General features: G+C 59.0%; 20 protein-coding genes and 1 pseudogene. 9 read left to right on the forward strand and 12 right to left on the reverse strand.

Features of this window, described 5'->3' with window-relative positions:
- The first annotated feature begins 23 nt into the window (after positions 1 to 23).
- The 4 genes from rpsF to rplI all read left to right on the forward strand — a co-directional run bounded on the left by rpsF (position 24) and on the right by rplI (position 2,449).
- Positions 24 to 443, forward strand: a complete 420-nt coding sequence (rpsF, locus tag B2M20_RS09635; RefSeq protein ID WP_079446828.1) for a 30S ribosomal protein S6 — start codon at positions 24 to 26, stop codon at positions 441 to 443.
- Positions 444 to 448: 5 nt separating this feature from the next.
- Complete coding sequence (rpsR, locus tag B2M20_RS09640; RefSeq protein ID WP_079446829.1) at positions 449 to 688, forward strand: 30S ribosomal protein S18; 240 nt, start codon at positions 449 to 451, stop codon at positions 686 to 688.
- 129 nt (positions 689 to 817) lie between these two features.
- Positions 818 to 1,804, forward strand: coding sequence for a hypothetical protein (locus B2M20_RS09645; protein WP_079446830.1), 987 nt, complete (start codon positions 818 to 820; stop codon positions 1,802 to 1,804).
- Between the two features lie 39 nt (positions 1,805 to 1,843).
- The gene (gene rplI / locus B2M20_RS09650; protein WP_079446831.1) at positions 1,844 to 2,449 is read left to right on the forward strand and encodes a 50S ribosomal protein L9; all 606 of its coding nucleotides are present in this window, start codon (positions 1,844 to 1,846) and stop codon (positions 2,447 to 2,449) included.
- Positions 2,450 to 2,698: 249 nt separating this feature from the next.
- On the opposite strand, the gene clpA is transcribed toward rplI, so the two are convergent.
- Both clpA and clpS read right to left on the reverse strand, forming a co-directional pair.
- The gene (clpA, locus tag B2M20_RS09655; RefSeq protein ID WP_079446832.1) at positions 2,699 to 5,107 is read right to left on the reverse strand and encodes an ATP-dependent Clp protease ATP-binding subunit ClpA; all 2,409 of its coding nucleotides are present in this window, start codon (positions 5,105 to 5,107) and stop codon (positions 2,699 to 2,701) included.
- Between the two features lie 243 nt (positions 5,108 to 5,350).
- Positions 5,351 to 5,683 (reverse strand): ATP-dependent Clp protease adapter ClpS, encoded by a 333-nt coding sequence (gene clpS, locus B2M20_RS09660; RefSeq protein ID WP_244553481.1) that lies wholly within the window; start codon positions 5,681 to 5,683, stop codon positions 5,351 to 5,353.
- Positions 5,684 to 6,147: 464 nt separating this feature from the next.
- On the opposite strand from clpS, the pseudogene B2M20_RS20255 reads away from it, so the two are divergent.
- Positions 6,148 to 6,336, forward strand: a pseudogene (locus tag B2M20_RS20255) (TadE/TadG family type IV pilus assembly protein); the annotation flags it as partial.
- A gap of 204 nt (positions 6,337 to 6,540) precedes the next feature.
- Complete coding sequence (locus tag B2M20_RS09665; protein ID WP_244553487.1) at positions 6,541 to 7,950, forward strand: vWA domain-containing protein; 1,410 nt, start codon at positions 6,541 to 6,543, stop codon at positions 7,948 to 7,950.
- A gap of 71 nt (positions 7,951 to 8,021) precedes the next feature.
- Here B2M20_RS09665 and B2M20_RS09670 read toward each other — a convergent pair whose 3' ends face one another.
- Positions 8,022 to 8,360 carry a phasin family protein gene (locus tag B2M20_RS09670; RefSeq protein ID WP_079447023.1) on the reverse strand — a complete coding sequence of 113 codons (339 nt, stop codon included), beginning with the start codon at positions 8,358 to 8,360 and terminating at the stop codon, positions 8,022 to 8,024.
- Between the two features lie 365 nt (positions 8,361 to 8,725).
- Between B2M20_RS09670 and B2M20_RS09675 the strand changes: the two genes are divergently transcribed.
- Positions 8,726 to 10,480 carry a D-alanyl-D-alanine carboxypeptidase gene (locus B2M20_RS09675; RefSeq protein ID WP_079447024.1) on the forward strand — a complete coding sequence of 585 codons (1,755 nt, stop codon included), beginning with the start codon at positions 8,726 to 8,728 and terminating at the stop codon, positions 10,478 to 10,480.
- A gap of 309 nt (positions 10,481 to 10,789) precedes the next feature.
- On the opposite strand, the gene B2M20_RS09680 is transcribed toward B2M20_RS09675, so the two are convergent.
- Both B2M20_RS09680 and B2M20_RS09685 read right to left on the reverse strand, forming a co-directional pair.
- Positions 10,790 to 11,512 carry a DnaJ domain-containing protein gene (locus tag B2M20_RS09680; protein WP_079446835.1) on the reverse strand — a complete coding sequence of 241 codons (723 nt, stop codon included), beginning with the start codon at positions 11,510 to 11,512 and terminating at the stop codon, positions 10,790 to 10,792.
- A gap of 85 nt (positions 11,513 to 11,597) precedes the next feature.
- Positions 11,598 to 12,374, reverse strand: a complete 777-nt coding sequence (locus B2M20_RS09685) for a hypothetical protein (RefSeq protein ID WP_087881149.1) — start codon at positions 12,372 to 12,374, stop codon at positions 11,598 to 11,600.
- A gap of 378 nt (positions 12,375 to 12,752) precedes the next feature.
- Between B2M20_RS09685 and panC the strand changes: the two genes are divergently transcribed.
- Positions 12,753 to 13,604, forward strand: a complete 852-nt coding sequence (panC, locus tag B2M20_RS09690; RefSeq protein ID WP_079446836.1) for a pantoate--beta-alanine ligase — start codon at positions 12,753 to 12,755, stop codon at positions 13,602 to 13,604.
- A 22-nt stretch (positions 13,605 to 13,626) separates the two neighbouring features.
- Here the strand turns inward: panC and B2M20_RS09695 are convergent, their stop codons facing one another.
- The 5 genes from B2M20_RS09695 to B2M20_RS09715 form a co-directional block, all read right to left on the reverse strand.
- A complete protein-coding gene (locus tag B2M20_RS09695) occupies positions 13,627 to 14,064 on the reverse strand; it encodes a DUF1489 family protein (RefSeq protein WP_079446837.1) in 438 nt (145 codons plus the stop codon).
- Positions 14,065 to 14,090: 26 nt separating this feature from the next.
- Positions 14,091 to 15,041 (reverse strand): hypothetical protein, encoded by a 951-nt coding sequence (locus tag B2M20_RS09700; RefSeq protein ID WP_079446838.1) that lies wholly within the window; start codon positions 15,039 to 15,041, stop codon positions 14,091 to 14,093.
- Between the two features lie 157 nt (positions 15,042 to 15,198).
- Positions 15,199 to 15,402: a hypothetical protein gene (locus B2M20_RS09705; RefSeq protein WP_087881150.1), complete on the reverse strand. Its 204-nt coding sequence runs from the start codon at positions 15,400 to 15,402 to the stop codon at positions 15,199 to 15,201.
- Between the two features lie 253 nt (positions 15,403 to 15,655).
- Positions 15,656 to 16,312, reverse strand: a complete 657-nt coding sequence (locus tag B2M20_RS09710; protein WP_079446839.1) for a glutathione S-transferase family protein — start codon at positions 16,310 to 16,312, stop codon at positions 15,656 to 15,658.
- 60 nt (positions 16,313 to 16,372) lie between these two features.
- On the reverse strand, positions 16,373 to 17,149 hold the full coding sequence (locus B2M20_RS09715) for a hypothetical protein (RefSeq protein ID WP_079447027.1): 777 nt from the start codon (positions 17,147 to 17,149) through the stop codon (positions 16,373 to 16,375).
- Positions 17,150 to 17,285: 136 nt separating this feature from the next.
- Here B2M20_RS09715 and B2M20_RS09720 point away from each other — a divergent pair, with 136 nt between their 5' ends.
- Positions 17,286 to 17,555: a DUF3253 domain-containing protein gene (locus tag B2M20_RS09720; protein WP_079446840.1), complete on the forward strand. Its 270-nt coding sequence runs from the start codon at positions 17,286 to 17,288 to the stop codon at positions 17,553 to 17,555.
- 8 nt (positions 17,556 to 17,563) lie between these two features.
- Here the strand turns inward: B2M20_RS09720 and B2M20_RS09725 are convergent, their stop codons facing one another.
- Both B2M20_RS09725 and B2M20_RS09730 read right to left on the reverse strand, forming a co-directional pair.
- Complete coding sequence (locus tag B2M20_RS09725) at positions 17,564 to 18,367, reverse strand: YdcF family protein (RefSeq protein WP_079446841.1); 804 nt, start codon at positions 18,365 to 18,367, stop codon at positions 17,564 to 17,566.
- A gap of 86 nt (positions 18,368 to 18,453) precedes the next feature.
- The gene (locus B2M20_RS09730; RefSeq protein WP_079446842.1) at positions 18,454 to 19,272 is read right to left on the reverse strand and encodes an aldo/keto reductase; all 819 of its coding nucleotides are present in this window, start codon (positions 19,270 to 19,272) and stop codon (positions 18,454 to 18,456) included.
- Positions 19,273 to 19,324: the final 52 nt, after the last annotated feature.

The following is a 19,324-nucleotide window of genomic DNA, read 5'->3' on the forward strand; positions in this document are numbered from 1 at the left end:
GCCAACTTGAGGAAAGGACATCCATGCCTCTCTATGAGCATGTTTTTCTCGCGCGCCAAGATGCGAGTTCCCAGCAGGTCGAGGAATTGACCAATCAGATCACGGGCGTGATCACGGGATTGGGCGGCAAGGTCACCAAGACCGAGAACTGGGGCGTACGTTCGCTCACCTATCGCATGAAGAAGAACCGCAAAGCGCATTTCGTGCTGCTTAACATCGATGGGCCTGCCACGGTCGTCAATGAGATCGAGCGCCAGGAACGCATCCACGAAGACGTCATCCGCTATCTCACCGTGCGGGTCGAAGAACATGAAGAAGGTCCTTCGGCGATGATGCGCAAGGCCGATCGCGACCGTGAGCGTGACGATCGCGGCGGCGGTTTCCGTGGCGACCGCGGTCCGCGCAGACCGCGCGATGACGCCAACGCAGTGGTTGAGGAGTAAGAATCATGGCTGATGCCGGTGCACGCCGTCCATTTTTCCGCCGCCGCAAGACCTGCCCGTTCACGGGTGCGAATGCGCCGAAACTCGATTACAAGGATTCCAAGCTGTTGATGCGTTACGTCTCCGAGCGCGGCAAGATCGTGCCGAGCCGCATCACCGCTGTATCCGCCAAGAAGCAGCGTGAGCTAGCGCGTGCGGTCAAGCGTGCGCGTTTCCTCGGTCTACTTCCATACGTTATCCGGTAATTCACGGTCGCCGGCGGCGTCGCCGGCGTCTATCATCGTTATATTTCATAAGGCTTCCGGGTTATTCCGGGGGCCGATGGTTGGGGCTCGAACGAGACCTCTAACCGCTCGAGAGGAGCGGGACAGCTGATGACTATGAACCTCCTCATTGCGGTCGCAGCCGGATGCGCCTCCGCGCTGATGTTCGCGTCGATCATTTCGGGCGCGCTGATCTCGCTGCTGTTGTTCTATCTGGCTCCATTGCCGCTGATGGTCGCGGCAATGGGATGGGGTCCGACCTGCGCAGCTATCGGCGGCGCTATTGCTGGCGCCAGCCTTGGCGTCTTGTTCGGTCCGCCGTATTCCGCAGCTTTCGTGCTGACTGTCGCGCTGCCCGCGTGGTGGCTGGGACATCTGGTGCTGCTCGGCCGTCCGGTCATCGCGGATACGCCGCCGCAAAGCACCGACGCAGTGCCGCCCGCTCTGTACCCGGTCGACTGGTATCCACTTGGACGCATACTGATCTGGATTGCCTGCTTCGCCGCGCTGACCACGACCGCCGCGCTTCTTACGCTTGGCTCCGACGCATCGACGATTACGGATACCCTGCGGCGCGGTTTGGTACGCATCGCCAATGTGCAGGATGCAGCGTCACGCGATCGGGCCTCGGAGGTCGTCGATGCGTTTGTGGCCATTGCCCCCGCCGCTGCCGCAACGATTGCTATGGCGACGCTGACGCTCAATATGTGGCTGGCGGCCAAAGTCACCGCCACCTCCGGCCGGCTGCGGCGCCCCTGGCCCGACATGAGGACAACGACGCTCCCGCCGATGGCTCTGGTTGCGATGATGGTCGCGCTGGCGATGTGCTTCGTCGGCGGCTTGCCTGCGATCCTGGCCCAGATCGTTACCGCGTGTCTGATGATGACGTATGCGCTAGTAGGTTTCGCCGTGTTGCACACGATCACCCTAACGATGCGGAACCGTGGGCTATGGCTCGGCTCGGTCTACGCCGTCGTGCTGATGTTCGTATGGCCCGTCGTCACGATTGTAGGCATCGGCATCGCAGACGCAATTTTTGGATTTCGGCAACGTTACCTGCAACGGCACAGGCCTCCGCCGCTCGCGCCGAAATCGTGACTCAATACAGTTACTCAACACCGAACAAGAGGATCGAATATGGAAGTCATTCTGCTGGAACGTGTAGCCAAGCTTGGGCAGATGGGCGAGGTCGTGAAGGTTAAGGACGGTTTCGCCCGCAACTTTCTTCTCCGACGCGGCAAGGCCCTGCGCGCGACCGCCGAAAATCGAGCCAAATACGACGGCATGAAAGCCGAGCTTGAAGCTAACAACATCAAGGCCAAGGGCGAAGCCGCCAACGTCGCCGAGAAGATCAACGGACGCGACATTGTCATTATCCGCCAGGCTTCCGAAACCGGCCAGCTATTCGGTTCGGTCACCGTCCGCGACATCGTCGCTTCGTTGGCCGCCGACGGCATTATCGTCACCCGCCCCCAGGTCTGGCTAGATGCGCCGATCAAGACGATAGGCAAGCAGAAGCTGACGGTCGCGGTCCACCCGGAAGTTGAGGCTGAAATCACGGTGACTGTCGCCCGCAGCGTCGACGAAGCCGAACGCATCCAGCGCGGCGAGGACATCAGTACCCGACAGGAGGATCGCGACGCCGCGGCCGAAGCGATCGCCGCCGCCGGCGAATTCTTTGATCCGGAAGCACAACATGACGAGCCAGCCACGGGGGACGAGCAGAACACTGAGGAGAGATAAATCCCGTTCGCACGAGCGGCGCTCGCGTCTTTTTGTCAATCTCGTCAGAAGTTCCTAGCCGCCGTCGCAATCGCCTCAACAAGACTGTGGATGCGCGCTTATGCGTCCACATCGTCGTGTTTCGGGCGAAGTGGATACCGGTTCGCGTAGATTGATTTCAAAGCCGGAATGGCTCTATCGCTCAAGCCCATGAACAAGGCAAAACGGCCGGCACTTTCGTGCCGGCCGTTTGTTTTTTTGTATCCGCGGTCAGACCTTGAGGAGCGGCTCCTTCGACGTGAGCCCTCCGCCGCCAGGCTTGGGTTTGCGCGGCGGTGTCCGCTTGCGGGCGCCCGGAAGTTTCTCCGGTTTGGGTGTGACCGGCCCATCGAGGAACTCGAAACCGATCTTCTCGAGATCGACGCCCGCGACCGCTTCGTCCTTGACGAGAACAACGCGGACGTGGCCACCGCCCTTGAGCTTGCCGAACAGCACCTCGTCTGCCAGCGGCTTCTTGATGTGCTCCTGGATCACCCGCGCCATCGGCCGGGCACCCATTTGCTCGTCGTAGCCGTGCTCGACCAACCAGGCTTTGGCCGGATCAGAAAGATCGATCGTCACAAAACGATCCGCAAGCTGTGCCTCGAGTTGCAACACGAACTTCTCAACCACCAAGCCAATCACGTCGGTGCTGAGATGGCCGAATGAGACAGTGGCGTCGAGCCGGTTACGGAACTCAGGCGAGAACTGACGGTTGATCGCCTCGCGATCGTCCCCTTCCCGCTTGTTACGCGTGAAGCCGAACGCAGCCTTCGCCATGTCGGAAGCGCCCGCATTGGTGGTCATGATCAGGATCACGTTACGGAAGTTAACCTGCTTGCCGTGGTGATCGGTAAGCCGCCCGTGGTCCATGATCTGCAACAGCACATTGTAGACATCCGGGTGCGCCTTCTCGATTTCGTCGAGCAGCACCACCGAATGTGGATGCTGATCAACGCCATCAGTCAGCAGACCACCCTGATCGAAACCGACATAGCCGGGAGGCGCACCGATCAGCCGCGAAACGGTGTGCCGTTCCATATATTCGGACATGTCGAAGCGCAGCAGCTCCACGCCAAGCGCCTCTGCAAGCTGTTTGGCGACCTCCGTCTTGCCGACACCAGTCGGGCCGGAGAACAGGTAGGAGCCGATCGGTTTTTCCGGCTCGCGCAAGCCGGCTCGCGCGAGCTTGATCGCCGCCGTCAGAGCCTCGATCGCGCGATCCTGTCCGAACACCACGCGCTTGAGAGTCTGCTCAAGATGCTTGAGAACCTCCGCGTCATCCTTCGACATGCTCTTGGGCGGGATCCGGGCCATGGCCGCGATCGTCGTCTCGATTTCCTTGATCCCGATCGTCTTCTTCCGCTTGCTCTCGGTAACCAGCATCTGCGCCGCGCCGGACTCGTCGATCACGTCGATCGCTTTGTCGGGCAGCTTGCGATCGTGAATATACCGCGACGACAATTGCACCGCCGCCTCGATCGCATCGTTGGTGTACTTCAGCTTGTGGTAGTCCTCGAAATACGGCTTGAGGCCCTTGAGAATGGCGATGGCATCCTCGACCGACGGTTCGTTGACGTCGATCTTTTGGAACCGCCGCACCAGCGCGCGATCTTTCTCGAAATGCTGCCGGTATTCCTTGTAGGTGGTTGAACCCATGCAGCGGATCGCTCCCGACGCCAGCGCAGGCTTGAGCAGATTGGAAGCGTCCATGGCACCGCCGGAGGTCGCTCCCGCGCCGATCACCGTGTGAATCTCATCGATGAACAGCACTGCGTTCGGATGGGCTTCGAGTTCCTTGAGAACCTGCTTCAATCGTTCTTCGAAATCGCCGCGATAGCGTGTGCCGGCCAACAGTGTTCCCATGTCGAGGGAGAATACGGTCGCGGCCGCCAACACCTCGGGAACTTCGCTGTCGACGATGCGCCTCGCCAACCCTTCGGCAATCGCGGTCTTCCCGACACCGGCGTCGCCCACAAAGAGCGGATTGTTCTTCTGCCGGCGGCATAGCACTTGGATCGCTCTGTTGATCTCGGCATTTCGCCCGACCACCGGATCGATCTTGCCGTCCCGCGCCTTCTTGTTCAGATTGACGCAGTAGGTTTCAAGCGCATCGCCCTTCTTCTTGGCATCGTCGCCACTCTTCGTTTCGGTCTCTTCGTCGACGCCGCGCACCGGTCGCGCTTCGGAGACGCCGGGGCGCTTGGCAATGCCATGACTGATGTAATTCACCGCGTCGTAGCGCGTCATATCCTGCTCTTGCAGGAAGTAGGCGGCATGGCTTTCGCGCTCGGCGAAAATCGCAATCAGTACGTTTGCGCCCGTCACTTCCTCCCGGCCGGACGACTGCACATGAATCACAGCCCGCTGGATCACGCGCTGAAAACCAGCGGTCGGCTTGGCGTCGTCAGCAGCTTCCGCCGTGACCAGATTCTCAAATTCGGTCTCGAGATAGTTCACCAGGCTGCCGCGCAGCTTGTCGAGATCTACGCTGCAAGCCCGCATGACCGCTGCCGCATCCGAATCGTCGACCAGCGATAGCAAAAGGTGTTCAAGCGTCGCGTATTGATGATGCCGCTCATTTGCGATTGCGAGCGCCCGATGCAGGGATTGTTCCAGGCTTTGAGAAAAAGTTGGCATTCCGCGTCCTCTAGGGTCTCTTGGCCATCATGATCGCCATCGCCCCGTCAGGCAACAACAACCTTCGTCAACAATATAGTAATATACCGTCCGGGGGGAAGGGTCCGTCTCCGCGAACATAGTGCGCGGCAACGCGAATCGCACAGAGGCTTGGGAATCATGAGCTTTGCCGAACCGCCGCGCTGATTGAACCGGCCTGACCAGAAAGCAAAAAAATCGTTCCGACTAATCGGGTTGGCGCAGTTACTTTTTTTCCATCACGCATTGCAGCGGATGCTGGTGCTTGCGCGCGAAATCCATCACCTGCGTGACCTTGGTCTCGGCAACCTCGTAGGTGAACACGCCGCATTCGCCGATACCGTGATGATGGACATGCAGCATGATCTGGGTGGCGGCCTCCAGATCCTTTTGAAAGAACTTCTCGAGGACGTGAACGACGAACTCCATCGGTGTGTAGTCGTCATTCAATATGAGCACACGATAAAGACTGGGACGTTTCGTCTTCGGCCTGACTTTGGTTATTACCGACGCGGCTGGATCGCCCTGGCCGCCGACGCGGTCTTCGTCTTCACTCATTCTTGGTGCTGAAGGGACATCCCTCACGCACGATCCAGATATTTGAATGACAGGCAGCTTCAACATGGCTCAAGCGTTCGATATCTTTTCACGATCAACGACGGCCCCGGCCAAGTTACCGCGCGCCGCGTCAAGCTGCGACGTATAGGGCCGCTTATCCCTGTGTGAACGTCGGCTGGCCCGGACGGTTTAAGTATGGGTTTGTATTCGCCTCACCGCAAGATCGTAATTTCTCCTGAAACGGCTAACGAGCGAGATCAACCGCCCAGTTGGTGGTTAACCGACTCCTTCTGCCCCTCCAGAAAGTCAGCAAAGCCCATTTAAGCTCCATTGACGATGGGTAAGCAATTTTGAACGATCGTCGCAATTTGTGCGGCTATTTACCTGCTTTCTCAGGACAACTTTACCACCCGTTTAGCCCAGAGGCTCGAAAATGCGCTTGAACCAACGGATCGGTGACAACTATGTCTGGGACGTCAATTTACAAACGGACTCGCAACTCAATCGGGCATTTTAGTCGCGATTCTCGAGGTAACATCGCACCTATTTTTGCGATCGCGCTTCTGCCGATATTAGGTTTCGTGGGCGCCGCCGTCGATTACACGCGGGCGAATGCCGCACGCTCCTCGATGCAGGCGGCCATTGATTCAGCGGTGCTCATGGTTTCCAGAGACGCTGCGGCGAACCCGACGATGTCGTCCCAACAGATCACGGAGGCGGTGCAGCGGTATTTTTCGTCGCTTTATACGGACAAATCCGCTTTCGGCGTGACCGTAAGCGCGACCTATACCCCGAGCACGTCATCGGCGGCGGCAACGATCCTCGCCTCCGGACAGGGCACGATCAAAACCGATTTCATGAAGGTCGCCGGCTTTCCGGAACTTAGTTTCGGCACCAGTTCCACATCCACATGGGGTAATTCGCGCATGAGGGTCGCGATGGTGTTGGACAATACAGGCTCGATGGCGTCCAACGGCAAAATGTCGGCGTTGCAAACCGCCGCGAAAGACATGATCGATTCGCTGTCCGCTTTCTCCAAAACCACCGGTGATGTCTATATTTCAATCGTTCCGTTCGCAAAGGACGTCAACGTTGGAACCGCCAAGGTCAACGCAGCTTGGCTGAATTGGTCGGAGTGGGAGGGTGAGCCGCCTATCATCACTCAGAATAGTTATCCAATCAACGTAAAGTACAACAACATCACCTACACATGGGCTGATATCGGCCCGGGTGCCCCTTGCCCGTTCGATACAAAAAACAACGGAAGCCCTCGACCAACTCAAAATAGTAGCATAGGCAAATTCAGCTTCGCTTGCATGGACCGGCCGGGCTCCCTCGCCAGCGCAACAGATCTCAGCAGCGTTAGCACCAATCGATATCTGATCCCGTCGGACCCCGGCGGAAAGTATTATGGTATGATTTGTCCCGGCATAGACGGCGGAGAGAAGTTCCCGGGGAAAACCAGCGTTTACTACAATGGCTGCTATACTAGCGTTGTCGATACGGACAATAGCATAGTTGTATCAACTGGATCGGGCGCAAGTTGTCCCAGCACAACACCCAACTGCTCGTGCTCGGGCAACGGCAAAAACCGCAAATGCACGCAGGTAAAATATAAGCACTACTGGCGGACCCATCCGACCGATACCGATCAGGCGAAAAACGCCGCTCCCGCTCACAGCACTTGGACCGGTTGCATCAACGACCGCGACCCGGATTACGACATTTCAAATGCCGCTCCCTCTACGGGCAGCGACGGAACACCCTCCACGAAATTCTACACCGAACAGTGGAAAGACTGTCTCCCAGCCACGATCACGCCTATGAGTTACGCGTGGGGCGATCTGAAAACACAGATCGGTGCGATGTCTCCCAGCGGCAATACTAACCAGAGTATCGGCCTTGCCTGGGGCTGGCAGTCGCTCAGCACGACCAACGGTCCCATCGCGGCGCCCGGAAAAGAGTCGGCGTACGTCTATCAGGACTATATCGTCCTTTTGTCCGACGGCCTGAACACGCAGAATCGCTGGTACACGAGCGCGTCCAGTATCGACGCGCGACAGGCGTTGCTGTGCCAAAAAGTCAAGGACAGCGGCGTCGTCGTCTTTACAATCCAGGTCAACATCGGCAGCAAGGATCCCCTATCGGACGTGCTCAAAAACTGCGCCACCGACGGAAATTTTCAGATGATCACGTCGGCGACGCAGACTGCCGACGCCTTTCAGAACGTTCTCACGCAAATCTCGCAGCTGCGCATCGCCAAATAACGCGCTCGCGGTAGCACAACAAAAAGCCCGGCCGATGATATTGGCCGGGCTTTTCTTATTTGAGATTTTTCTTAGCGCGCTGCTGGAACAAACTTCGCGGTAAAGTCCTCAAGCGGCTTGTAGGCTTGTTTGGCGAGATCGGCGTAGAGGCCACCGATCTTCTGAGACTCGTTCACGAACGTCTCGTAGGCCGTTTTGGCATATTCGGTTTGCGCCGCTACGGCTTGGTCCAGCGATTTCGCCCCAACGAGTTTCTCGGTGAATGCGTTGCCATCTTCAACCGTTTTTCGAGTGTAATCGCCAAAGGCTACAGCGATGGCCTGAACGCCCTTGTGAAAGCTGCTCGCGGTTGCGACAGCGGCGTCCAACTGTTCCTTGCCCTGCTGCTGGATCTCTTCAGTCGTGGTCATGATACTTCCTTTCGTGACAAAGCGGGAGTTGCCGCTGATCTGATACGAAAATAGTGCGATGCACAATAAATTCAAGTGTTATTGTGCATTGCACAATCGTTGCATTCATTCAAACCCGTCCAGCGTCATCAACAGTTGCTTAACTCTTTCGAAACTCCAGCCCCCTACGCTGGTATTCGAATCTTGAGCGTTTCCCGTGGCAAAGGCAAAAAATGCCATGGAACCAGGCTCTTAGCCAGAACGGCAATCTGACCTGCCACCTCGCCTAGAGAACCGGTTTGCGCTGAACGTCCAGATCAGTCGGTCGGGCACAATTTTGCCTCACGAACCGGTGACTAGAGTCGAAAATGGGGACGGGGAAGTACATGCTTCATACCACCTTGGCTTCCTCGCGCGCGATGCGCGTTGGCGCATTCGGACTTGCAGCGATAGTCGCGGTCGTTTTTACGATCGATCAGGCGAATGCGCGGCGTGCCCGTCACCACCATCGCCATCATCAGCAGCAGGAGCGGCATAGCTACAATCCGCCATTCGCTTCGATCGTTGTGGATGCCAATTCCGGAGCGACGCTGTCGTCCACTAATCCTGACAGTCTTCGTCATCCGGCATCTCTCACCAAAATGATGACGCTCTATATGCTTTTTGAGCGTCTGGATTCCGGCAAGATCGGCCTCGACACCGAGATGCGCGTCTCAGCGCGCGCGGCATCACAGGATCCGACGAAGCTCGGTCTGCAGCAGGGTCAGACCATCCGCGTCGAAGATGCGATCAAAGGACTGGTGACGAAATCCGCTAACGACGCGGCCGTCGTAATCTCCGAGGCGATCGCAGGGGACGAAGACGACTTCGCCAGAATGATGACGCGGAAGGCCCGCGCGCTCGGCATGACGCGGACGGTCTATCGGAACGCTTCAGGTCTTCCCGACGACGATCAAATCACCACCGCGCGGGATCAGGCGACGCTTGGCCGTGCCTTGCAAGATCGTTTCCCGCGTTACTACCGTTACTTCGCGACCACCTCATTCACGTTCCGCGGTCGCACCATTCGGGGCCATAACCATTTGCTCGGCAGCGTAGATGGCGTCGATGGAATCAAGACCGGTTATATTCGAGCCTCCGGCTTCAACTTGGTCACCAACCTCAGGCGCGGCAATCGCCACCTCGTCGGCGTCGTTCTTGGCGGTCGCAGCGGCGGTTCACGCGATGCGACCATGCGCCAATTGCTGGCCCAAAATCTCGAGATGGCTTCAACGCGGCGGACGGTTGCCGCTATTGCCGAAAGCAGTATGGCGGAGGCCAATGCGAAAGCGGCCGAAGATCAGGCGCGGTCACGGCCCACTAGCGTGACGCAAGTGGACGGTGCTGTTCAAGTCGCGTCCAATGTGCCCGAACCCGTCACGCTGCCGCCCGAACGTCCCGCTCGCTCGCTGATAACGGCTTCGAACGCTGCGCTGCCCCCGAAAAGGCCTGTGTCCGAACCCGCTGTTTTGACGAGTGGCGTTATCAAGACCCAGCCCATCGACGCCGTTCCCGGCGCCACCGAACCGATGAAGCCGGTGCGGGTCAAAACGGTGCAGGTCAAGGCAAAATCGGTCAGGTTGGCTTCGGCCGGGCCGGCACCCTCTGTGTCGCCGGCCGCCGGCAACGCCACAACGGATCACGATGGGGCACCGGAAACGTCGGGCTCTGTCGTAGCGCGGGCGAATATGCCGCCGCAACCTGCCAACTTCGGCAATGGTCAGGGCATCTTGGGCGTACTCCCCGCTTCGAGTCTTTCTTCTTCGACAAAGCAGGCGATGGCTCATGCGGATTCAGGAGCAGAGGTTCAACCGCGGACCGTTCAGAAGAATGGCGCGCTGAAACCAGTGGCATCGCATTCGGGTTGGATCATTCAGGTTGGCGCACTGGAAACGGAAAGCCAGGCGCGTGAGCGTCTCGATACGGCCCGAGGTCGCGCCCCCAAGATGTTGGGCAAGGCCGATCCCTTCACTGAGTCTGTAGGCAAGGGAAACAAAAAACTCTATCGCGCCCGCTTCGCCGGCCTCGACCGCGACGAAGCCGAAGCCGCGTGCCGCACCCTGAAGCGTTCGGATATATCCTGCATCACAATCAAAAACTGATCGCCCAGCCCGTATTGTATGCGAGTCAGGATTGATCCAGGCTAATAGCGTTTTCGAGCGAAGTTGATTTCGGTTCGCGGGAAGAAAACCCGTTTGATCAAAATCATTCAGCCCCGCTTCTGATTCCGTCAGAAACGGGACTCTAGGTCATCTGCGGCCGAAACCACCCGCGCAAACCACTCGTCAAGAATTAGCGGATAATATCCAAGCAACGATCGACCCGCCGGACAACGGCGGGCGAAAACGGGGCCTCGTCCGACAGAAAGATAGAAGCAACTCGCAGTGTAGCGTTTGGTAGCGTTGTTGGAGTTAGCTGCGATGAGTGCGAAGCAAAGTATCCTTGGCCGCGTTTACCCGGGCCGCCAGATACGTCGACCCCCCCTGATCGGGATGCAGTTTCTTCATCAACCCCCGATGTGCACGACGAATGTCGTCCTCTCCCGCCCCCGGCTCCAAGCCAAGGATCTGATAGGCCTCCTCGTTCGTCATTTTGCCGCCCGGCGACGCGTGGCTCCCCCCCCCTGCCGGATCGCCATGCGCGTTTTGACGCCAGGCGGGAAACCGGCGGTCCAGATAAGTTTCAAGTAACGCGCAGCTCTCCGCGTCAAAGCCGGTCATCATTGCGAGAAGCTGAGGCAGGTCGAAATCATCCAGTGAGCGGCCGGCGTCGGGTCCGTCAATGATCCGTCCGCCGAGACGACCGCTATCGTGATCCAGGACCATATCGAGGAACTGCGAGCGAACCTGGGAAGTATGTCCGGTGGTCGTATGCTGCTTTCCTGCGCCGAAAAGCCTGGCGAAAAAGGACATGCCTGACGATGACCAGCCCAAAAGTCCGACACCGAGAGCCGCCAGCGGCAACGCAAGCGCCAATTCTCCCTTGATGCCGATGAAAGCTGCCATCGCGAACGCTATGATGCCACCGGCGAGCCTGATAGCTCGCGCCAGTACAGCCGGATTTGCTGCCCGCAACAATTGAAGCAGCAAATACAGAAAAATGAAGGTGAAGAGGCCTGCTATCAGGGTCGGCATGGTGGATAAATAGTGGTTCGGCGCAGTCAAAGAAAGCGGTTGTAGGCAGCGGTTACAGAGGCATAGAGACGCTACGAAATCCGGGCTACGGAGCTAATTTCATCTGTCCCAATAGCCGGGTCGCACTTGTTACCGTCGTCGACAGCCGTTGCAAGGCTTCCCGGCCGCCTGCTGCATAAGCCGCTGCTGCACGAAGCAGTTCGCGCAACTGGCTCGCCGCACCGGGATCGAAACGACACCAGGCGCCGCCGGTCAGCCGCGCGATTTCGCGAAAGGCCTGCTCGGCAATCGCATCATGTCCTTCCTGGAACATGAACACAGGGACTTTCAATAATCCCAATTCCCCAGCCTTCGCACAAAGATCGTCGACCGGTTCTTCCATCGCGTCGCCGACAAATACAACGGCCTTGATACCGGAAGCGACCGCTTCGCTGCGGGCGTGCGAGAGAACTTTGCCGATCTGGCTGTTGCCGCCGCGGCAATCGATGGTGCTCATCAACCTTGCGAGCTTTGCACTGTCGGATATCCAGCCGCTCGAGCGACATTCGTTGAGCCCGCGATAGTAGACAAGGCGAATGTCGAGGCTACCGATGCCGACCGCTTCGCGAAACATGTCGGCCTGAAGGGCGCAGGCCATGTCCCACGTCGGCTGCCGGCTCATGGTAGCGTCGAGCGCGAACATCAGCCTGCCATGGCCGCCTGCCGAATGAGGTGACATCGAGCGCGCCTTGGCGACGAATGCGGCGATATCGGACGACGACGAGGATTTTACGTCAGGCAGCGGAGCGCTTCTGTCGGATAGCTGGCTCCGGCAGGTCGACGGGTTCGGGGGGTGTTTCAGCGACTCCGGATCGTAGGACATAGAGACTCGCAAGGATTAAAGGCACTATGTGGCGCAAACCGCTGACAATTCAAGCGGTGCGCATCTGCTGGAGAGCCGGCTGCCCGATCAAACCAAGCCCACGTCCGGTTCTTTCTCCGCCGGTCAACCGTGAGTGGGAATCGAGCAGTTCAGCTACCAGAACTCTTCCGGCTTTTGTCGAGGATTTATGTCATATGGACATGACATGTAAGGCAAAAGCCGTGCCGCCAATCGCGGATTATACCTTGCATCGCTCACCGTCGCCGCCAAATCGCTCGAAATCCGGCTGCGTCTGAATGGCGATGCAGGATCGAGCCTGATAAGGTTCGCTTTTCGCCGCAGCTCAAGCCGCGCCCTAAGATCTATCACCGAACAGCAATGCCAACCGCTCCTATCGTTGTCCGTACGCTTCCCTCGCTGCGCCGCGCCCTGGAGCGCCTGCGGGCTCGGCGAGCAACCATTGCCTTAGTGCCGACCATGGGCGCCCTTCACGAAGGACATCTGGCGCTGGTGCGTCAGGCAAAGCGGCGCGCGTCAAAGGTTGTCGTTTCAATTTTCGTAAACCCGACCCAGTTCGCGCCGCATGAAGATTTTGGATCGTACCCGCGAACTTGGAAGGCCGACATGGCCAAACTCGCCGAGGCAAAGGTCGACCTGGTATGGCATCCGGACGTCAGCGCCATGTACCCGCAAGGCTTCGCGACCCGGATATCGACTGAAGGACCAGCCATGGCGGGTCTTGAAGATCGTTTCCGACCGCATTTTTTCGGTGGCGTCACCACTGTCGTCGGCAAGCTGTTCATTCAATGCCGGCCGGATCTCGCCCTGTTTGGTCAGAAGGACTATCAGCAACTCAAGGTCGTGGCGCGAATGGCGGCTGATCTCAATCTTGGCGTGAAAATCATTGGAGTTCCGATCGTGCGCGAACGAGACGGGCTCGCGATGTCGTCACGTAACGTCTACCTGTCGATCGAGCAGCGCGCTGTCGCACCGACGCTCTATAGCGTCATGAAGGATGCGGCGGAGCGGTTACGAAAGGGCAATCATCTCGAAGCCGTCTTGGCCGATGGGGCAAGAACGATCGAGGACGCGGGCTTCTCGCTCGATTATTTCGAAGCCCGCCACGCCGAAACGCTGTCACCGGTTCGTTCGATAAAGGATGGTCCGGTCAGGTTCCTGGTCGCGGCGAAAATCGGGGCCACCCGTTTGATCGACAACATCGGCGTTTAGTTCCCCGCCCGCTTGTTCCAGCTTACAGCAGCCCCAGATCGCGCAATTCGCGGCGCAGGGGCTCGGGCATCGCCGCGACGCTCGCGGCGTTGCTGCCGAGGTCGGGAGGGGCATCCGCAACGGATAGATAACGCCACCCCTGAAACGGGCGCATCGGGCGCGGCCTGACGGCAACTACCTTCGGCTGCATGACCAAACGACATCGACCGACGCCGTCCCCGTCGCGGAACGGCTCGATGCCGATCAGCTTCTCCCGGGCCGCGATTTCACCTTTGATGACCCAATAAAGCGAGCCGCCCGCGAGCAATTCCTCGCCGCGTTTCGGTGTCATCCGGGTAATGTGGACATGATGGCGCGGCAACCCTTTCCGGGTCGCCTGCTTCATGCGCTCCGCTATCCAGCCCTTGAGCTCGTTTACGGATTCGCAGCCTACGGCGAGTTTGACCAGGTTGAGGTGCATGTCAGCGATAGTTGTTGAACGGAGCTTTAGTTCTGCGCCGATGGTGCTGCAGGAGGCGTAAGGCTGACGGGCGGTGCCGCGTGCGGCTTCGGTGCGGGTGGCTTCTTCGCGGCCGGATGCGGTTGACGCGGCTTCGGAGTTGCCTGCGCGGCCGCCGAAGACGAAGCTGGCGGGGCCGCCGCCGTACCCGTCGCCGGCTCGGGTGTCATGATGTTGATCGGTGGAATAGACGCGGCGGTCGGATAGTCGATGGTCGTCGGTTTGCCAGTCGGCTCCGATGCGAGCGTCGGCGTCGCCGGCGGATCGGGTTCGGCCGCCTGCGTCGCTGCCGCTGGCGCGTTCCAGGACGATGCGTGACGCATCACCATTTTTTCGTAGAGCTGCTCCTCCATGTTCGCTGCAATTCGACTGTGATCAGTCAGCGATTGGAAAGCCGGACATTCTGACGGCTGGCAATGATCGCGCGCAACCAACACATGGGCGACCAGACCATAACGGTCGCGTTCGATCGCTCGCCGCAGTGCCTCTAACTCCGGCGACATGGCGCTATTGGCGGCAGCGACGTCGCCGAACGACCTTAGTCGGCTGATTTCCGAAGCAACATAGGAAACGGCGGCTGCCGCCGTATCGGGCATCCCGAACAGCGCCTTCTCGCAAGCGCTCTCAATTAGTTCGCCAGCCAGCCCGTCGATGCAGAACAGCGCAGGCATCGCAACGTTCATTGGTGCGCCCCGGTTCTTCGGATCCAAAATCCGGCCGCCGTCTGACTCGAAGCCTCGGAGCGTAATAGCCGCCGTAACTCCGATCGCGAGTAATGTGATGATGGCCAAAACGCCGTTGGCAACCGACTTCTCGGCACGAATGAGCGTCAGGAATAAAATGAACGCGAAGAAAACCGCCCCAGCAAGCGTCAGCCACATAGGGAATGCCGGCGAACGCCAGAATTGATCGAGTGATGTCACCCAAGCCCAGTTCATGCTCGATGCCCCTCATGCCGAACCGTGAGCCAGCATAAACAATCGGCGAATGCCAATGAAGCCCGGCTATTCAATGATCCGGGAATACGGCAAAATCAGTCCAAACCAGTGCGTTACGGAGAGTTCTGGGCAAAATAGCTCGATCGTGCCGCTGATCCTAGCAGGCGGCGAGCTGGCTTTCCTTTGCGACGCGTTCGAAAGCCTCGGCCGAATTCTTGATCCGATACTGAAAGTCGTCGCCATCAGTGGGAAGCTGCCGGATCACCTCGTAAGTGCCGCTCGCAGCGGGGCGCGCCACGTTGCTCGCGGTGAAAAGGACCGTTTCTCCAACGATAAATTTATGCTTCAACGCCTTCTCCATCGACCCCAATACCGGTTTTCGCGCTACAGCGCGTGCGGCCGGTCAGGCTTTTAGGCTGCTATAACATGCCGCCGAGGCGTTTGGCGAGTCATAACGATACCATGAAATTGCCAATTTCGCAGGTTTTCCAGTAACGTAATCGCATTGCGGTTGTTGTCGGAGGGAGTCCGCGAGTCAGGGTTGTAGACGTTGTCTGCAGCACGGTAACCGTTGGCTGGCTGACGGTGGCGCCTAACGGCAAGCGGACGTCAGCTCAATCGATTTCGAATTTCTCGATCACCAAGGTTTCCGCGAGACCCTCCTCGGTCCACTGGCGAAAGGCGGGCAGCGCCATCATCGCATCCATGTACTCCTGCACCGGGGACGTCATTTCGATCGCGTAGGTCCGGAAACGATGGATCACCGGCGCATACATTGCATCCGCTGCGGTGAAGGATCCGAACAGGAACGGCCCCTCTCCCGCGGATCGTCGACGGCAATCGGTCCACAGTTCCTGGATGCGAGCGATGTCGGCACGCGCATTGTTGGAAAGCGCCTTAGCGCCGATCCGGCGATGCAGGTTCATCCCGCATTCGCTGCGTAGCGCCGAAAAACCGGAATGCATTTCCGCCGAGATCGACCGTGCGCGTGCGCGGCGTGCGGGGTTTGCCGGCCACAAACCTGCCTTCGGAAACCGTTCGGCGGCATACTCGATGATCGCGAGCGAATCCCAAACGGTCACGTCGCCATCGATCAGCGCCGGGACTTTGCCGGCGGGCGTTATATCGAGGATGCGCTGTTTGTCTGCCGGGCCTGCATAGAGGGGAATGAGCCTTTCTTCGAAGGCGATGCCGCCGACCCTGAGCGCCAGCCAGGGCCGCATCGACCACGACGAATAATTCTTATTTCCGATCACGAGCGTCATCGTCATGAATTTCACTCCTGCACCGCAAGCTGCGCGCCGGCGACCGCCGCCACAGGCTGCCCTTCGTTAGCTGCCTGAGAAATCGCGCGGCGTGAAGCTGAGATCGAGGACCTTCCATTGGTCGTATTTATCTGGCGGCAGCATCGCGTAAGGCTGACACGCCATCAGTGCTTTAATCGCGCTCTTCATCAAGGCTGGCCCCTTCGCCGACGCACTGGCTTCGATCAAGGCAGGCGGCGCGGCGATTGTCCCATCGATGGCGAACGGCACACGCAGCACGATGCGGATATTGTCGCTGGGCGAGAGGGACGCGGGCATCTTCGAACAGGTCTTGAGGTGACGCCGGAATTGCGCGGTGTCCATCGCCGAAATATCCGCCTTGATGGCTTCCGCGGCGCCGCTATCGTCGTCAATACGACCCGGCGGTAGGCCAAGCAGAACCCCATACCTCACGCTGATATCTGGTTCGGGCGCATTGTAAGACGGCGGCGCGGCATCCGGCTGCGGCGAAGGCTCAAGCGCCGCCTGTTGCGAAGCGGGTGGCATGGAAGCGCTTGAAGGCGGAACCGGTGACGATTGCGCCGAATCCTTGGCAGCCTCCGTATCTATCTGCGGCTTATTGTCTAGGCTATCCAACCTATCAGGCGGGAGGGTTTGCGACGGTTTCGGAATATCCTCCTTTGCGGGAAAACGAATCTCCTTCGACGAAACGATATCGACCGTAATCAGCTGCTGCGGGACATTGTCGAATGGGCGCGCCTCGGCCAAAAGGAAGCTGGCTGCCAAAGCCAAGTGAGCGGCAATCGACGCAACGGCGGAGCCTATGAACACCTGCGATTCCATCGTTCCGCCAGCCACGCTACCCGGACCGCCATCATAACAACCGATCTCGGTTCCGTGTGTAGCGATTTTTGAGTTGAGACCCCTACTGGACGACCGCTCTTGCAGAGCGTCCGTCATTGCGACATGGCATTGATCCATGACTACGCAAGATTCGCATTCGACGCTCTCCCTCGAAGAAGACATTCTGATGGTTCTGACGCGCGACGTCACCAGAACGCTGAGCGCGCCGGAGCTTGCACAAGCCATCGCCGCTGAATCCGACTGGCGCAGTCTGCTGATGCCGATCCGGCGCGCGGCTGTGGCGCTGGCTCAATCCGGACGCCTCGTGATCTACCGCAAAGGTAAGCCGGTCGATCCCCTCGACTTTGGCGGCGTGTACAGGGTGGGCTTGCCGCGCCAGGACTGAGCGGCTCTCTATTGTCGCCGCGGTCCCGGAAATAACGCGTCACTGCGTCCCGCCAGCCAATAGGCAACCAGACCAACCCATTCGTGGACGGCGGTATCCGCGCACGCGAGACCCGCGCTGAGCCTGTCGAATGGCATCGAGGCATCGATCCAGCCCCGCGTGCGCCAGTCAACGGGATAGGGTTCGACGTCGAAGCCCGCCTTGCGGAATACGCCGACAGATCGCGGCATGTGATACGCCGACGTTACCAATAACCAGCGTTCGCCGGGTTTTGGTGAAACAAGCTTGCGGGTGAACCGCGCGTTCTCATCAGTCGTGCGGGAGCTGCTTTCCAGCACGATACGCTCGGGTGATATTCCGAATGTCTCCAGCAGCTGCCTGGCGATCGGCGCCTCGGCAACGGAGTCCGCGATCAGATTCCCAGTTCCGCTACTGTAAACGATACGTGCCTTGGCAAATCGCCGCGCTAGTTCGAGCGCTGCGATCACCCGCTCCGCTGAACCATTGGTTTCGACGGCACCGCGGGCCGCCGATATTTCGGCATCGATGGCGCCACCGAGGACGATGATGCCGTCCGGATCGCGTCCGTCGTACTGCCATGCCGGAAAACGATCCGACAATGTTAGCAGCAGGACATTCCCGGCCGGCGAATATCCGAACACCAGCAGCGAAACGATACCAACCGTCAGCAGGCCGGTACCCGCGCGCCGCCACCTCATGAGCAGCAGACAAAGACCAACGCCACTGACGATCGCAATCGCGTTCGAGGGCAGCGTGATAAATCCGATGATTTTGGAGAGCAGGAAGAACATGCAATCAGCCGGTAAGCAGGGGACGTCCTGCATGCGCGAGTGGTAGGCCGAAATCAACAACTACGGTTTATCTCACGTCCTGCGAGCTAGTCCCATTTCGGAGCAAATCCGAAATCGGTCAGCCGTCCTTTGACACTGCCCATCGCCGATATCCGCGTCATCTCGTCATCGGTCAGTGCGAAGTCGAAAATCTCGATGTTCTCCGACAGCCTTTCTATTCGCGATGTTCGCGGAATCGCCGCCACGTTCTGCTGAACGAGCCAGCGCAGGCAAACCTGCGCCGCGGTCTTGCCGTAGGCGGCCCCGATCCGCGCCAGCGTTTCATCGTTCTTGATGCGGCCCTTGGCGACGGGACTGTAGGCAACCAGTGCCATGTCGTGGCTCCGGCATGTTTCCAGAACCTTGGCCTGATCGAGATACGGATGATACTCGACCTGATTGCAAACCAGAGGCTCCGGACAGAGCGCCGCCGCCTGCTCGATCAGTGCGACGGTGAAGTTCGACACGCCGATGTGACGCGTCATGCCGAGCCGCCGGACGTTGGCAAGAGCGCTCAAAGTCTCTGACAGCGGAATTCGCGGATTGGGCCAGTGCAACAACACCAGATCGATCTGCGCGAGGCGCAGTTGCTTGAGGCTTTCCTTGACGGACCGCTCCAAATCATTTGGCGCGAAGTGCGTAGTCCAGACCTTGGTCGTCACAAAAACATCGTTACGATCGACACCGGACGCGCGCAGGCCTTCGCCGACTTCGCGCTCGTTCTCATACATCTGCGCGGTGTCGATATGGCGGTAACCGAACCTGAGCGCCTGCTCCACGAGGCGCGCGCAGGTCAGGCCGCGAAGCTCCCATGTGCCCAATCCGATTGCCGGAATGCGCGCACCATTGGCTTCAATGAACTGCATCGCACCCCTCCGGTCATCGAGCCGAAAGCAAGCTAAACCTTATGCCGTTTGT

This window comes from Nitrobacter vulgaris (assembly GCF_002028545.1).
Taxonomy (GTDB): domain Bacteria; phylum Pseudomonadota; class Alphaproteobacteria; order Rhizobiales; family Xanthobacteraceae; genus Nitrobacter; species Nitrobacter vulgaris.

Bases quoted from the DNA above. Each gene is read 5' to 3' on its own strand.
- rpsF (WP_079446828.1), top strand. From the start codon at position 24: ATGCCTCTCTATGAGCATGTTTTTCTCGCGCGCCAAGATGCGAGTTCC.
- rpsR (WP_079446829.1), top strand. From the start codon at position 449: ATGGCTGATGCCGGTGCACGCCGTCCATTTTTCCGCCGCCGCAAGACC.
- B2M20_RS09645 (WP_079446830.1), top strand. From the start codon at position 818: ATGACTATGAACCTCCTCATTGCGGTCGCAGCCGGATGCGCCTCCGCG.
- rplI (WP_079446831.1), top strand. From the start codon at position 1,844: ATGGAAGTCATTCTGCTGGAACGTGTAGCCAAGCTTGGGCAGATGGGC.
- clpA (WP_079446832.1), bottom strand. From the start codon at position 5,107: ATGCCAACTTTTTCTCAAAGCCTGGAACAATCCCTGCATCGGGCGCTC.
- clpS (WP_244553481.1), bottom strand. From the start codon at position 5,683: ATGAGTGAAGACGAAGACCGCGTCGGCGGCCAGGGCGATCCAGCCGCG.
- B2M20_RS09665 (WP_244553487.1), top strand. From the start codon at position 6,541: ATGAAGGTCGCCGGCTTTCCGGAACTTAGTTTCGGCACCAGTTCCACA.
- B2M20_RS09670 (WP_079447023.1), bottom strand. From the start codon at position 8,360: ATGACCACGACTGAAGAGATCCAGCAGCAGGGCAAGGAACAGTTGGAC.
- B2M20_RS09675 (WP_079447024.1), top strand. From the start codon at position 8,726: ATGCTTCATACCACCTTGGCTTCCTCGCGCGCGATGCGCGTTGGCGCA.
- B2M20_RS09680 (WP_079446835.1), bottom strand. From the start codon at position 11,512: ATGCCGACCCTGATAGCAGGCCTCTTCACCTTCATTTTTCTGTATTTG.
- B2M20_RS09685 (WP_087881149.1), bottom strand. From the start codon at position 12,374: ATGTCCTACGATCCGGAGTCGCTGAAACACCCCCCGAACCCGTCGACC.
- panC (WP_079446836.1), top strand. From the start codon at position 12,753: ATGCCAACCGCTCCTATCGTTGTCCGTACGCTTCCCTCGCTGCGCCGC.
- B2M20_RS09695 (WP_079446837.1), bottom strand. From the start codon at position 14,064: ATGCACCTCAACCTGGTCAAACTCGCCGTAGGCTGCGAATCCGTAAAC.
- B2M20_RS09700 (WP_079446838.1), bottom strand. From the start codon at position 15,041: ATGAACTGGGCTTGGGTGACATCACTCGATCAATTCTGGCGTTCGCCG.
- B2M20_RS09705 (WP_087881150.1), bottom strand. From the start codon at position 15,402: ATGGAGAAGGCGTTGAAGCATAAATTTATCGTTGGAGAAACGGTCCTT.
- B2M20_RS09710 (WP_079446839.1), bottom strand. From the start codon at position 16,312: ATGACGATGACGCTCGTGATCGGAAATAAGAATTATTCGTCGTGGTCG.
- B2M20_RS09715 (WP_079447027.1), bottom strand. From the start codon at position 17,149: ATGGAATCGCAGGTGTTCATAGGCTCCGCCGTTGCGTCGATTGCCGCT.
- B2M20_RS09720 (WP_079446840.1), top strand. From the start codon at position 17,286: ATGACTACGCAAGATTCGCATTCGACGCTCTCCCTCGAAGAAGACATT.
- B2M20_RS09725 (WP_079446841.1), bottom strand. From the start codon at position 18,367: ATGTTCTTCCTGCTCTCCAAAATCATCGGATTTATCACGCTGCCCTCG.
- B2M20_RS09730 (WP_079446842.1), bottom strand. From the start codon at position 19,272: ATGCAGTTCATTGAAGCCAATGGTGCGCGCATTCCGGCAATCGGATTG.